At 60.2% G+C, this 13,543-nt stretch carries 10 protein-coding genes; 4 read left to right on the top strand and 6 right to left on the bottom strand.

Annotated elements, in window-relative coordinates; translation table 11 throughout:
- Positions 1-50: 50 nt before the first annotated feature.
- The 3 genes from C4J87_RS18030 to C4J87_RS18020 form a co-directional block, all read right to left on the bottom strand.
- Positions 51-1,328 (bottom strand): OmpP1/FadL family transporter, encoded by a 1,278-nt coding sequence (locus C4J87_RS18030; protein WP_124363811.1) that lies wholly within the window; start codon positions 1,326-1,328, stop codon positions 51-53.
- Between the two features lie 145 nt (positions 1,329-1,473).
- Positions 1,474-1,956, bottom strand: a complete 483-nt coding sequence (locus C4J87_RS18025; protein ID WP_124367866.1) for a hypothetical protein — start codon at positions 1,954-1,956, stop codon at positions 1,474-1,476.
- A gap of 276 nt (positions 1,957-2,232) precedes the next feature.
- Complete coding sequence (locus C4J87_RS18020) at positions 2,233-2,457, bottom strand: hypothetical protein (RefSeq protein WP_010208698.1); 225 nt, start codon at positions 2,455-2,457, stop codon at positions 2,233-2,235.
- A gap of 846 nt (positions 2,458-3,303) precedes the next feature.
- Here C4J87_RS18020 and C4J87_RS18010 point away from each other — a divergent pair.
- Positions 3,304-3,627: a sel1 repeat family protein gene (locus C4J87_RS18010; RefSeq protein ID WP_124367865.1), complete on the top strand. Its 324-nt coding sequence runs from the start codon at positions 3,304-3,306 to the stop codon at positions 3,625-3,627.
- A gap of 175 nt (positions 3,628-3,802) precedes the next feature.
- Positions 3,803-5,167 (top strand): DNA recombination protein RmuC, encoded by a 1,365-nt coding sequence (gene rmuC / locus C4J87_RS18005; protein WP_164485291.1) that lies wholly within the window; start codon positions 3,803-3,805, stop codon positions 5,165-5,167.
- An 810-nt stretch (positions 5,168-5,977) separates the two neighbouring features.
- On the opposite strand, the gene C4J87_RS18000 is transcribed toward rmuC, so the two are convergent.
- The 3 genes from C4J87_RS18000 to C4J87_RS17990 form a co-directional block, all read right to left on the bottom strand.
- Positions 5,978-9,448 (bottom strand): hybrid sensor histidine kinase/response regulator, encoded by a 3,471-nt coding sequence (locus C4J87_RS18000; RefSeq protein WP_124367864.1) that lies wholly within the window; start codon positions 9,446-9,448, stop codon positions 5,978-5,980.
- 117 nt (positions 9,449-9,565) lie between these two features.
- A complete protein-coding gene (locus C4J87_RS17995; RefSeq protein ID WP_124367863.1) occupies positions 9,566-9,949 on the bottom strand; it encodes a YbaN family protein in 384 nt (127 codons plus the stop codon).
- 20 nt (positions 9,950-9,969) lie between these two features.
- Positions 9,970-10,557, bottom strand: coding sequence for a YecA family protein (locus tag C4J87_RS17990; protein WP_124363806.1), 588 nt, complete (start codon positions 10,555-10,557; stop codon positions 9,970-9,972).
- Between the two features lie 277 nt (positions 10,558-10,834).
- On the opposite strand from C4J87_RS17990, the gene recQ reads away from it, so the two are divergent.
- On the top strand, positions 10,835-12,961 hold the full coding sequence (gene recQ, locus C4J87_RS17985) for a DNA helicase RecQ (protein ID WP_124367862.1): 2,127 nt from the start codon (positions 10,835-10,837) through the stop codon (positions 12,959-12,961).
- A 121-nt stretch (positions 12,962-13,082) separates the two neighbouring features.
- The gene (locus C4J87_RS17980; protein WP_065884521.1) at positions 13,083-13,517 is read left to right on the top strand and encodes a MarR family transcriptional regulator; all 435 of its coding nucleotides are present in this window, start codon (positions 13,083-13,085) and stop codon (positions 13,515-13,517) included.
- The last annotated feature ends 26 nt before the right edge of the window (positions 13,518-13,543 follow it).

Genomic DNA, 13,543 nt, shown 5'->3' with positions numbered 1-13,543 from the left:
AAGCCCCGCCTCCTGTACAGGAGAGCGGGGCTTTTTTATACCGCAACGAATCAGAAGCGGTAGGTCATGCCCAGGCCGAAACCGTTGGCACTGTTTTCATACTTGGCGTTGTAGCTGGCCAATTGGTTGGAGCGTGCAACCTTGACGTCCTCTTCCTTCAGGTAGGAGTAGGCCACGTCGATGGTCATGTTCGGCATGACCTCGTAGCCCAGGCCCAGACTGAAGATGGTGCGGTCGCCGGTAGGAATGCGCGGCGAGCGATCAGTGTTGTTGGTCGGCGACTGGTCGAACGTCAGGCCGGTACGCAGCACCACTTGCTTGGTCAGCTGGTACGAAGTACCCAGGGCGTAAGCCCAGGTGTCGTGCCAGTTCTGGTCTTCCTTGATGGTGCTTACCAACGCTGGGGCCAGCGCACCACCGGTTGCGCCGGTGACACCGTCGTTCTTGACGGTGATGTCTTTCAGGCGGCTCCAGCGGGTCCAGGTTGCACCGGCATAGAGTTTCCATGCGTCGGTCAGGTCTTGGGTCACCGACAGGTCGTAGGACTCAGGCGTATCGATCTTCAGCGAAGCGTCGTAACGGTTGCTGCGCAGGAATGGAGAGGTCGCGGTCGGCGCGGTGACTTCGGTGTGGCCCTCCAGCTTGTAGCTGACCTTGGAGTGATAGGTCAGGCCGACGCGGGTGGTATCGGTGGCTTGTACCAGCACACCGACGTTGAAACCCAGCGCGGTGTCGTCACCCTTGATCTTGATATTGGTGTCCGGCGCGGCAGGGTTCAGCGTGATGTCCGATTCCAGGGTGCCGCCAATACGGTTGATGGTCGGGCCGAAGCCGACGGAAACGCGATCGTTGAAGGCGTAGCTGACCGTTGGTTGCAAGGTGATGACTTTCACTTCGCTCTTGCTGCCAAAGCCACGGCCCTGGAAGCCGCTTTCGTAGTCGGTTATCAGGCCGAACGGCGCATACACGCCAAAGCCGACAGCCCACTGGTCGTTGAGCTTATTGGTGTAGAACCCAAAAGGTACGGCGGTGAATGGCACCATGTCGCCTTTGTTGCTGCCACGAGAGCGACCGCTTGTGTCGCTGAGATCGGTAGAGGCATCGATGGCTGCAACACCGCCGGTGATCTGCTGGCCGTTCAGGCGAGCCATACCGGCAGGGTTACCGTAGACAGTGCTTGCGTCATCGGCAGAAGAAGAGCGACCTGCGAAGCCAGTACCCATTCCGCTGACGCTCTGTTCGTTCAGGGCGAAGCCGCTGGCGAACAGTTGGGAGGAGGCCATGGCAACGGCGAGGCTAAGTGTGGTCTTGAGCATTACTTTTTTCATTATTAGAACTCCGTGTGATCACCGCTGCGGAAAGTATCAATAAATTTAACATCGCGCTATAGGCTGTAATGCAGGAGATAGAGCGGTTTTGTAGGACAATCCGACCAAATTTCCGGTTTTTTGGCGAATCTTGCAATTTGCCCGGTCAACAGGCCACCTGTTTCATTGGGCTGACACAGCTTTGCCAGGCCTGGGAGAAATCTCGCAGGCGGCCTTGAGGGTGAAATATTTCTTTCCAGATACGTGCCATCGCCAATACATCGCCGGGCGCGGGCAGGGCAGGACGGTGTTGTTCCACCAGCAACCAGGCGATTGCCGTGGCGTAACGCAGGTTCACCGTCAGTTCCAACTGGGGCGCACTGAGGAACGCATGTTGGCTGGCCAACCCGCGCACCAGGCTTGCACGTTCAGGGTCGAGTGCCAGGTAGGTATCCCAGAGGGCGCGATGACGTGGTTCGGTGATGCTGTAGAGGCCATGGCCGCGTCGATCATGCAGGGCCGAGCCCAGTTCCGACTGGCTCGCGGCGATGCCCAGCAGCAGGGCTTCGGCGGTCGGGTTATGGCGGCCGAGGTACAGCAAGGTCGGCCTGATCACATAACGACACAATTCGCTGGCGGCAATACCCATACAAACCTCAGTCCGTGGGAATGAATGACGAGCCTGAGAAGGAGGGCTTGGCAGCGGTGGATCGGATCTCAGGCCCGTCGCAAGCGGATCATGCCGCTTGAGTTGAAGTGTAGTGTCATATTCATCCTGTAAAGGACTGTTTTTAAAACATCTTCTTTATCCGGTTATAACGTTTATATCTATTCGTGCTTAGTAAAAAATTCCGCGAGTAAATACCAGGCAATAAAAAACCCTGTTTTTCAGACAGGGTTTTTGTGTTTCAGCGACTCGGGTCGATCAGGCGATCAGTGCCTGACGGGTACGCTCGATCACGGCCTGCAGCGGTTCTGCGCTGGAGTATTGATCGGGGTACAGGCGTTCGCTGTGACGTGCGATGCCGTGTTCGTTGACCAGGGTGAAGCTGAAGCAGCCTTTGCGAGCGGCCATGATCAGGCAGTTCATTGGGGCAAAAGCGTTGGTGAGGGTGCGGATGGCATCCTGAGTGTGGATTTGAGCGTTCATATTATTGGTGTTCCTACAAATGACACGGATAAGAACCGTGCAACGTTAAAACGTTCCAGAAACGCTGATCACCATTGATCAAGCGAAAGAACCTAGTCTGGAACAAAGCAGCCAGTTTGAAGCGCTATTGGATTAGGCGCGCTTGGGCTGGCAGGTAGGTACTTAGGAGGGCAGGCAACACAACAGGGGCAAAGGTTCTGGGCCCAGGGTGAAGATCCTGATCAATTTGCAGGTTGGTTCGGTCAGAGTATGCAGACTTCGCGGCACCCTTTGCTTGTTCAAAGGCAGTGTCGTCGCAAGTGATACCTGGAAACCATCGAGGTGGTCGATCCCATGAAGTTCTAGGGATATGTCGACCAGAATTGACTTTCAGCTTGGTACTAACGCTGCGGATAGTAACGGATCAAAACAAGGAAAGGAAGTGGCTTGGCAAAAAAACCATCAGCCGTCCACCCTCCAGTTTCCTGGCAGTAACATTTCCTGAGCGTGTCGGATCAAAAAACGCCGGGGATATAACCGTTGGCTGGGTACTTGTGCACATTAGTCGCAGCGCCGGTAACTTCGCTGGTAACTGTCCTGAAGCCTGCCCATTTGCCTGCAATCAAAATTTAAGTCAATGAAAAATCTCGCTTTTTTTTATTGGTGAAAAAATCGTCAGTTTGACTGCGGCCCCCATTCCATGGGCCTTTGCGCGAGTTAAAGGCGGGTTGTCCACTGAGTTATCCACAGCTTCTGTGGATTGTCCCAAGCGCTTGCTCTAGAACGGGCGTGCCGGGTTTTTTCAGCTTTACCTGTACGAAAAAAAGAGTAGAGTGGCGCGCCTTCCGTTCTGTCCCACAGTGCTTTATGAAGTTTCGCTCAGTATCACCTTCTGTTACCGACACTCCCCAGACTGTTACCGCGCCCAAGCGTTTCTCTTTGAAAGTCGCCTTGTGGCTCCTCGACAGCCCGCGCCTGGGGCAGAGTACCAACGTCAAGCACCTGGCTGGCCGCCTGCTCAAGCAGCCTGCCCGCGAAGGCGTGGTGGCCGCGCAGAGCCGCCTGGGCCAATTGATGTGCCGTGAGTGCGAAAATGCCCGCGACCGGCGCATCGGCCAGGATCTGTTGCGTTCGGCGGCCCGCGCCGGCGACCGTCGCGCCCAGCGCGAACTGGGCCAGGTCGAAGACTGAGCTGTCCTCCCGGGCATTGCTTGGTTAACCTTGCTCTTTTTTGGTGATGGCAGAAATGGCTATGGTTTTCGACTGGACCAGTGTCGCCCTCGGGCTTGCTGGCGCCGCGCTGCCGTTATTGGCGTTGTGCTGGCAGATTCAACGACGGCTGACCGCGCGCACCACCGGCTGGGAATTGCTGGAGGAGCGCCTGGCGACCGCGCAATTGGCCCAGGAAGGGCTTGCCGCCCAACTGGACGCCAGCCGCGACGAAATCAGCGATCTGAGCCACGCCAATGCCGCCAAGCAGGCCGACCTGGCTGCGGTGCGCCGCGAAGTCGAGCTGTTGCAGATCGACCGCGATAACGCCCGCGACGCCGCCCACGCCTGGAACCTGGACCGCAGCGCCAAGGAAACCGAGCTGCGCCGGCTTGACGCCTTGGCCGCCGCCTTGCGCGCCGAGCTGCGTGAACAGCAGGATAGCCATCAACAACGCCTCGCCGACCTGCAGGGTTCCCGGGACGAGCTGCGCGCGCAGTTCGCCGAACTGGCCGGGAAGATTTTCGATGAGCGTGAGCAACGCTTTGCCGAAACCAGCCAGGAGCGCCTGGGGCAACTGCTGGACCCGCTCAAGGAACGCATCCAATCCTTCGAGAAGCGCGTTGAAGAAAGCTACCAGAACGAAGCCCGCGAGCGGTTTTCCCTGGCCAAAGAGCTTGAGCGCCTGCAGCAATTGAACCTGCGCCTGTCGGACGAAGCCACCAACCTGACCCGCGCCCTCAAAGGCCAGAAAACCCAGGGTAACTGGGGCGAGCTGATCCTCGAGCGGGTGCTGGAGCATGCGGGCCTGGAGAAAGGCCGCGAATACCAGACCCAGGTCAGCCTCAAAGGCCCGGATGGCGAACGCTTCCAGCCCGACGTGCTGATCATGTTGCCGGGCGACAAGCAGGTGGTGGTGGACTCCAAGGTCAGCCTGACCGCCTATCAGCAGTACGTTGCGGCGGATGACGAGGTAATTGGCCAGGCGGCGTTGAAGCAGCATGTGCTGTCCTTGCGCAATCACGTCAAAGGCTTGGCCGGCAAGGATTACAAGCGCCTGGAAGGTTTGCACAGCCTGGATTTCGTGCTGCTGTTCGTGCCGATTGAGGCAGCGTTTTCCGCAGCGCTGCAAGCCGAGCCGAACCTGTTTCAGGAAGCCTTCGACCGTCATATCGTGATTGTCAGCCCCACCACCTTGCTCGCCACCCTGCGGGTAATCGATAGCCTATGGAAGCAGGAACGCCAGAGCCAGAACGCCCGGGAAATCGCCGAACGCGCCGGTTGGCTGTATGACAAGTTCGTGCTGTTTATCCAGGATCTGGACGAAGTAGGTAACCGCTTGCAGCAGTTGGACAAGGCTTACAGCGCAGCGCGTAACAAGCTGACCGATGGACGCGGGAATCTGGTCAGCCGCACCGAGCAACTGCGCCTGCTGGGCGCGCGTGCCAGCAAAAGCCTGCCGGCGGATTTGCTCGAGCGCGCGATGACCGATTCGGATGGCGTGGCGCATTCCCCTGAATAAAACATGATCAAAATGTGGGAGGGGGCAAGCCCTAATGCCAGTCAGTTAAGGCTTTTTGTAGGAGCGAGGCGGGCGGCTAGCCCTTGCTCGCGAAAAACTCACAGGCACCGCGTTCATTCAGAAAGCACGCGTTATCGTTGACGTTTTTCGCGAGCAAGCTCGCTCCTACAGACGGCGGTGTACCCTTAACTGACTGGCATTAGGGCTTGCCCCCGATTGCGGTGGGTCAGCCGAAACATCTATGACTGACACTCCCTCATTGGGGCATAGGTATCTACACATTTTTGTAGCAGCAGCCTACGCTAACCACGATGCGAAGCGAGCCGCTCTTGATCTTGCTCTTGATCTAGGCGCCCCGTTAAACCACGCTGGCCGTAATCCGATATTGATTTGGCGGGTAAACCGGCAGGGATGCCGGTTTAGCCGCCCCGCGCCATGGATGGCGCGTGGCGGCGGCCCCCCAAATCAATGTCGGATTACGGGCACACCGAGCCTAGGCGAGGTGCCGAGTGGTGGGGCAAGAGCGTTTTGCTTACTTTTGCGCTTTTCAAAAGTGAGACGCCGTAAGGGCGGAACCCATAGCAGCCGTTACCGCAGCAACGGATATGTACTCGCTCTGATCCAGCATCTCGGTCGGCTGTCAGGCCGCCATCGGGAGCAAGCCCCCTCCCACATTTGGAACGCGGGGCATCAGTTATAGAGGCTTCGGGTCCCGAGCCGCCACAGGTTCAGGGCCATACCAAAGTTGTGTAGATACCCATGGCAATTGGGAGCAAGCCCCCTCCCACATTTTTATCGAGTACATCCCGTCTACAGAGGCAGGTGCCTACTTAACAGCGCCCGCAACGCCGCCGGCTTCACCGGCTTGGCCAGATAATCCAGCCCTGCTCCATGCACCTGCGCCACCATTTCCGGGCGCCCGTCTGCACTGATCACCACGCCGGGAATCGGCTCGGCCAATTGCGCCCGCAGCCAACTCATCAGTTCGGTGCCGGTTTCGCCGTGGTCCAGGTGATAATCCACCAGCGCCAGTTGCGGGCGCATGCCTTCGGCCAACAGGGCCGCGCACTCGGCCTGGCCGGTGGCGGTCCAGACTTCGCAGCCCCAGCGCGTCAGCAGGCTGCGCATGCCGATCAAGATACTTTCCTCGTTGTCCACACACAGCACCCGTGCGCCGCTCAAGGGCACGCCGTTTTCTACGGTGGCCTTTGGCTGCGGGCTGACCTGGCTGCGGGCCAGCGGCACACGCACGCTGAACACGCTGCCCTTGCCCGGCCATGAACGTACGCTCAGGCGGTGGCCCAGCACGCGGCACAAACCGTCGGCGATCGCCAGACCCAGGCCCAGGCCCTTTTCGGCGCGGGTCTGGTGGCTGTCGAGGCGCTTGAACTCTTCGAAAATCACTTTCTGTTTATCCGGCGGGATGCCAGGGCCACGGTCCCAGACTTCCAGGCACAATTGGCCCTGGCGGCGACGCACGCCCAGCAGCACCGGGCCATCGGCATAGCGGAAGGCGTTGGTCAGGAAATTCTGCAGGATCCGTCGTAACAATTTGATGTCGCTGTCCACCCGCAGGCGACTGCCGCGCAAACGAAAGCGCAAACCCTGTTCATGGGCGAGTGCCTTGAATTCGGCGCCCAGGGTGTCGAACAGCTCGTTGAGGACAAACGGCTGGCGTTGGGGATTGATCTTGCCGTTTTCCAAGCGCGAGATATCCAGCAGGTCGCTGATCAGATCCTCGGCCGAGCGCAGTGAACTGTCCAGGTGCTGCACCAGTTGCCGGGCCTCGCTCGAGAGGCCTTCGTGCTGGTGGGAGAGGGCGGCGGAGAACAGCCGCGCGGCGTTCAGCGGTTGCATCAAGTCATGGCTGACGGCCGCCAGAAAGCGGGTCTTCGACTGGCTGGCGGATTCGGCCACACCCTTGGCCTCGGTCAACGCGACATTGAGTTGCGACAGTTCATGGGTGCGCTCGGTCACCCGTTGTTCCAGGCCTTCATTGGCCTCGGTCAGCGCTTGTGCGGCTTCGCGGAACGCGGTGATGTCGGTGAAACTCATGACGAAACCGCCACCGGGCATCGGATTGCCGATCAGCTCGATCACGCGCCCGTTGGGGAACAAGCGCTCGGAGGTATGCGCACGGCCCTGGCGCATCCAGTGCAGGCGTCGCGCCACATGCACTTGGGCTTCACCGGGGCCGCACAGGCCGCGCTCGGCGTTGTAGCGAATAATGTCGGCAATCGGCCGGCCGACACTGATCAAGCCGTCGGGGTAGTTGAACAGCTCCAGGTAGCGTCGGTTCCAGGCCACCAGCTTGAGCGACTGGTCAACCACGCTGATGCCCTGGGTGATGTTCTCGATCGCGCCTTGCAGCAGGGCGCGGTTGAACTGCAGTACCTCGGACGCCTCGTCGGCGATGCGTACTACGTCCTCCAACTGCATTTCCCGTCCTTCAATCGCCGCTTTCACCACTGCTCGCGTCGAGGACGCACCGAGCACGCCCGCCAGCAAACGCTCGGTGTGGGCGATCCAGTCGTTGTCGGCATTCTGGTTGGGGTTGAAGCCTTTGCCCTGGCGATAGGCGAAACGGATAAAGCTCTGCTGCGCCCGTTCTTCGCCGACAAAGCGTGCGGACAAGCTGAGCAGGTCGCTGATCTGTACCGACAACATGGAGCGAGCGCTGGTGCGCTGGCTGGTTTCCTGGCCGATGAAGCGGCCGGCCTGCCAATGCTCGGACACCCGCGTGCGCGACAGCATCGACACCCACACGAACAGCGTGAAATTACCGGCAAGCGAGAATACGGTGCCCAAGGTCAGTGAGGTCACGGAAAACCCGAACGGGTGCGAGTGCATCCAGGTCAGGCCGGGGAAAAGGCTCAGCGACCAGCCCAGGCTTTTCGCGGTCACCGGTAGGACCAGGGTGTAGAACCACAGGAAGGTACCCGCCGCCAAGCCCGCAAAGACCCCGCGCCGGTTGGCCTGCTTCCAGTAGAGCGCGCCGAGCATCGCCGGTGCCAATTGGGTCACGGCGGCAAAGGCGATCTGGCCGATGGTCGCCAGGCTTGCGGTGGAGCCCAGCAGCCGGTAACTCACATAGGCCAGCAACAGGATGATCACGATGCTGACCCGGCGCACCGACAGCATCCAATGGCGGAACACTTCAAAGGGTCGTTCGGCGCTGGAGCGGCGCAACAGCCAGGGCAGCAGCATGTCGTTGGAGACCATGGTCGACAAGGCGATGCTGGCCACGATCACCATGCCGGTGGCCGCCGAGGCGCCGCCGATGAACGCAAGTACCGCGAGGGCCGGGTGGGCTTCGGCCATCGGCAGGCTGATCACGTAGGAGTCCGGCAGCACCGAACCGGGCAACAGCATCTTGCCGCCCAGGGCGATGGGCACCACGAACAACGCGGCAAGGATCAAATACGCCGGGAACACCCATTTGGCCAGGCGCAAGTCCTGCGGGTCGATATTCTCCACCACCGTCACATGAAATTGCCGGGGCAGGCAGATGATCGCCATCATCGCGACGCCGGTCTGCACCACCATCGACGGCCAGTTGATGGTCTCTTTCCAATATTCCTCCAGGCGCGGTGCAAGCATCGCCTGGCTGAACAGATCGCCGAAACCGTCGTACAGTCCGTAGGTCACAAACGCACCGACCGCCAGAAACGCGAACAGCTTGACCAAGGATTCAAAGGCAATCGCCAGCACCATGCCCCGGTGGTGTTCGGTGGCGTCGAGGTTGCGCGTACCAAACACGATGGTGAACAGCGCCAGCACCAGCGACACAATCAGCGCGGTGTCCTGGGCCCGGGTGCCCGTGGTGTCGGGTCCGGAGCCGATCAACAGGTTCACGCCGAGCACGATGCCCTTGAGCTGCAGGGCGATATAGGGCAGTACCCCAACCAGGCAGATCAACGCGACCACGACCGCCAGGGATTGGGATTTGCCGTAGCGCGCGGCGATAAAGTCGGCGATGGAGGTGATGTTTTCCTGCTTGCTGATCAGAATCATCTTCTGCAGCACCCAGGGCGCCAGCACCAGCAACAGCACCGGTCCCAGGTAGATCGGCAAGAACGCCCAAAGCTGTTCGGCAGCCTGGCCTACGGCGCCGAAGAAGGTCCAACTGGTGCAATACACCGCCAGCGACAGGCTATAGACCCACGCGCGCACACGCGGCGGCAGCGGCGCATGGCGGCGGTCACCGTAAAAGGCGATGGCAAACATGATGGCCATATAGGCCAGGGCAACGGCGGCGATCAGCCCGCTGGACAGCGTCATGGTAACTCCGAGCATAAGAACACCGGGCATTCCGGGCCCGGTTGGACAGTCTCGCATGATGCCTGGGGTTAGTCAGTGTCGACCAAGGTCGTGTGAGGGCGAATGTCGCAGGCGTGTTCAGCGAGGGGGCAGGGTTTTCTGGCGCAGGATGTAAATCGTCACCAGCACCGCGCTGGTCAGCATGAAGCCCCGTGCCCACGGCAATGGCACCAGGTAGCAGGAAATGGCGATGCTCAGCCACATCAAGCCGATGGCATAGACCTTGCCCTTGAGCGGGATGCCGTTACCGTCGAGGTAATCACGAATCCACGGGCCCAGGCGCGGGTGGTCCACCAGCCAGTGGTAGAAACGCGGGGAGCTTCGAGCGAAGCAGGCGGCAGCCAGCAGGAGAAAGGGTGTAGTCGGCAATACCGGCAGGAAAATGCCGATCACCCCAAGCGCTACGCTAAGCCAGCCGACGGCCAGCAGCGCGTAACGCAGGAGCGGCGAACGCTTGCCCATGGGGTCCACGGGCAAGCGACTCAGTGGTGACGTGGCTTGAGGATCGCCGGTTTTTCGTCAGGCGCGTTGCACAGCAGGTACAGCGCGGTGAGGGCTTCGGGGATCTGCACGATCATATCGTCCATCAGGTTGGCGTCGGCGGCGATATCGGAAAACTCCGGCTGGTCGTCGAACAGGCCCGAACCGACCATGATCGGCAGCAGCATTTCGCTGACTTCTTCCTCGGCGGTTTCGAACCAGGCGGCTTCGCGCAGGAATACGCCTTCCATGAAACCAATGCACCAGCCGCGCAGGTCGGAGTCGTCCGGGTCTTCACCCAGGTCCAGCTCGCAAGGCAGCTCGAATTCTTCATCGGAGGCCAGTTGGCGACCGATGTGGGCCTTGAGGGCCAGCAGGGTGGCTTCGATTTCTTCGCGCTGGGCGTCGTCGGCGTAGTGAGGTTCTTCGGCGAACAGCGCGTCGATCCATTCACGCTCGGGCACGTCTTCAGAGCAGATCGACAGGGCGGTCAGGTAGCCGTGGGCGGCCACGTAGTCCAGCGCCTCGTCATGCAGCTCATCGGCGTCGAGGAAGGCTTGCAGGCGGGTTAGTTGCTCAGCGAAGGACATTGAAGGGCTACCTTGGGAATAAACGATGCTGAATTCTAGGCTTTCTTGAGCGCCCAGGCCAGCCGCACGGCATTTTTGCCCGGTTTTAGACAGAGGCGCTCTATTCGTCAGTCGCGCCCTTTGCCGGTGAACGCTCGGGTATACTGCCGCGTTTTGTGATGCCCCTGCAGGCCACGCAGCAATCCGGGAAAACTTCGCTTACGGATTATTTTCCATGAAAGCGGGTTTTTTCGGCCAGCCTGTACAGAGGGATTTGCGCACCATTTTGGAGTTTTACATGCTCGAGCAGGCTCAACGCGTCCTCAAGGACATCTTCGGCTACGACAGTTTTCGTGGCCGCCAGGGTGCGATCATTGAGCGCGTGGCCAATGGCGGCGATGCCCTGGTCCTGATGCCGACCGGTGGCGGCAAATCGTTGTGCTTCCAGGTGCCGGCGCTGTTGCGCAATGGCCTGGCTGTGGTGGTGTCGCCGCTGATTGCATTGATGGACGATCAGGTCGCCACCCTGGAAGAACTCGGTGTCGCCGCCGCTGCCTTGAACTCCACCCTGAGTGCCGAGCAGCAGCGCGACCTGGCGGCGCGGATCAAGCGCGGCGAAGTGAAGATGCTCTACCTGGCACCGGAGCGGCTGGTGCAGCCGCGCATGCTGGCATTCCTGCAGAGCCTGGAAATTGCCCTGTTCGCCATCGACGAAGCTCACTGCGTATCGCAGTGGGGCCACGATTTCCGCCGCGAGTACCTGCAGCTGGGCCAACTGGCGGAGCTGTTCCCTGATGTGCCGCGTATCGCCCTGACCGCCACCGCCGACAAGCGTACCCGCGAAGAGATCGTCGAGCGCCTGCATTTGCAGAACGCAGAGCGCTTCCTGTCGAGCTTCGACCGGCCAAATATTTTCTACCGCATCGTGCCCAAGGAGCAGCCGCGCAAGCAGTTGCTGGCCTTCCTCTCGGAACGGCGCAGCGACGCGGGTATCGTCTATTGCCTGTCACGCAAGAAGGTCGATGAAGTCGCCGCGTTCCTCTGTGAACAAGGCTACCCGGCGCTGCCTTATCACGCCGGTTTGCCCAATGAAACGCGCTCGGCACACCAGAAGCGCTTCCTCAACGAGGAAGGCCTGATCATGGTGGCGACCATCGCCTTCGGCATGGGGATCGACAAGTCCAACGTGCGTTTCGTGGCGCACATGGACCTGCCCAAGTCCCTCGAGGCCTACTACCAGGAAACCGGCCGCGCCGGCCGTGACGGCCTGCCGGCGGATGCCTGGATGGTCTACGGCCTGCAAGATGTGGTGATGCTCAAGCAGATGCTGCAGAACTCCGAAGGCGATGAGCGCCACAAGCGCCTGGAGCAGCACAAACTCGACGCCATGCTCTCGCTGTGCGAAGAGACCCGCTGCCGCCGCCAGACGCTGCTGGCGTATTTCGACGAAGACATGCCGCAACCGTGCGGCCACTGCGACAACTGCATCGACGGTGTGCAGACCTGGGACGCCACCGAGCCGGCGCGCCAGGCATTGTCGACGATCTACCGCACCGGCCAGCGCTATGGCGTGGGCCATCTGGTGGATGTGTTGCTGGGCAAAGACAACGAAAAAATCCGCAGCTTCGGCCACGAGAAACTCTCGGTCTACGGCGTCGGCAAGGCCCGCGCCGAAGGCGAATGGCGCTCGCTGTTCCGCCAGATGGTCGCGCGCGGGCTGGTCGACATCGATATCGAAGGCTACGGCGGCCTGCGCTTGAACGACAGTTGCCGGCCTTTGCTCAAGGGCGAAGTCAGCCTGGAGCTGCGCCGCGACCTCAAGCCGCAGACCACCGCCAAGAGCAGCACCAGCCAGGCCAGCCAGCTGGTGCGTGGCGAAGAGCGCGAACAGTGGGAAGCCTTGCGTACCCTGCGGCGCAAACTGGCGCAGGAACACAGCGTGCCGCCGTATGTCATCTTCCCTGACTCCACATTGCTGGAGATGCTTCGCGAGCAGCCCACCACCATGGCCGAGATGGCCAGGGTCAGCGGTGTGGGAGCGCGCAAGCTGGAGCGTTATGGCCAGGCATTCCTCGAAGTACTCGGCGGCCAGGTCGAAGCACCGAAGGAAATCGCCGATATTCGCCACGAGCTGATCAGCCTGGTTCGCGCCGGCATGACCCCGATCCAGATCGCCGGCCAGCTGCAATGCTCGGAAAAGAACGTGTATACGTTGCTGGCCGAAGCCATCGGCAAGCAGCAATTGTCGTTGGAGCAGGCTCTTGATTTGCCTGAAGATTTGCTCGGTGAAATCCAGGATGCATTTCTCGACGGGGAAGGCGAATTGCCACCTGTCGCGGAAATCGCGCCGTTGTTTACCGGGCGTGTTCCCGAGGGCGTTTTGTACTGCGTACGCGCCGCTTTGCAGTCTGAATTCGAAATTTAGTGTGCCAATTACGACAATGTAACGAATCAGTACATACGGGGCCTTGCCTACTGGCATGGCTCATGCTTAGCTGACTAATAATTAGCCACACTTTGTTTTCAGTCTAAAACATGAGTTTTTTATGCCGTTAACCGATCAACACCGATTTGGCATGCAGTTGGCGCAAATGTCCCGAGGTTGGCGCGCCGAGTTGGACCGCCGTCTGGCGGGGCTGGGCTTGTCCCAGGCGCGATGGCTGGTACTGCTGCACCTGGCCCGTTTTACCGAAGCACCGACTCAGCGTGAACTGGCACAAAGTGTCGGGGTAGAAGGCCCGACCCTGGCGCGTCTGCTCGACAGCCTGGAAGGCCAAGGCCTGGTTCAACGCCAGGCAGTAGTGGAAGACCGTCGCGCCAAACGTATCCTGTTGTGTGATACCGCTCGGCCCCTCATCGACCAGATCGAGACCATTGCCACGGCGTTGCGCCATGAGCTGTTTGTTGGGGTGGACGAAGAGGATTTGCGCGTATGCATGCGCGTGCACGGGCACATTTTGGCGAATCTGGAAAAGTCCTGATTCCTGACACAACGACGATCAAAGTG

Source organism: Pseudomonas sp. R1-43-08, assembly GCF_003852255.1.
GTDB lineage: Bacteria > Pseudomonadota > Gammaproteobacteria > Pseudomonadales > Pseudomonadaceae > Aquipseudomonas.
Note: the sequence above shows the minus strand (reverse complement) of the source record. Positions and strands in the feature narration are given on the sequence as shown.

Coding starts and splice junctions, on each gene's coding strand:
- C4J87_RS18020 (WP_010208698.1), bottom strand. CDS start 2,457: ATGAACGCTCAAATCCACACTCAGGATGCCATCCGCACCCTCACCAAC.
- recQ (WP_124367862.1), top strand. CDS start 10,835: ATGCTCGAGCAGGCTCAACGCGTCCTCAAGGACATCTTCGGCTACGAC.
- C4J87_RS17995 (WP_124367863.1), bottom strand. CDS start 9,949: ATGGGCAAGCGTTCGCCGCTCCTGCGTTACGCGCTGCTGGCCGTCGGC.
- C4J87_RS17990 (WP_124363806.1), bottom strand. CDS start 10,557: ATGTCCTTCGCTGAGCAACTAACCCGCCTGCAAGCCTTCCTCGACGCC.
- C4J87_RS17980 (WP_065884521.1), top strand. CDS start 13,083: ATGCCGTTAACCGATCAACACCGATTTGGCATGCAGTTGGCGCAAATG.
- C4J87_RS18010 (WP_124367865.1), top strand. CDS start 3,304: ATGAAGTTTCGCTCAGTATCACCTTCTGTTACCGACACTCCCCAGACT.
- C4J87_RS18000 (WP_124367864.1), bottom strand. CDS start 9,448: ATGACGCTGTCCAGCGGGCTGATCGCCGCCGTTGCCCTGGCCTATATG.
- C4J87_RS18030 (WP_124363811.1), bottom strand. CDS start 1,328: ATGAAAAAAGTAATGCTCAAGACCACACTTAGCCTCGCCGTTGCCATG.
- C4J87_RS18025 (WP_124367866.1), bottom strand. CDS start 1,956: ATGGGTATTGCCGCCAGCGAATTGTGTCGTTATGTGATCAGGCCGACC.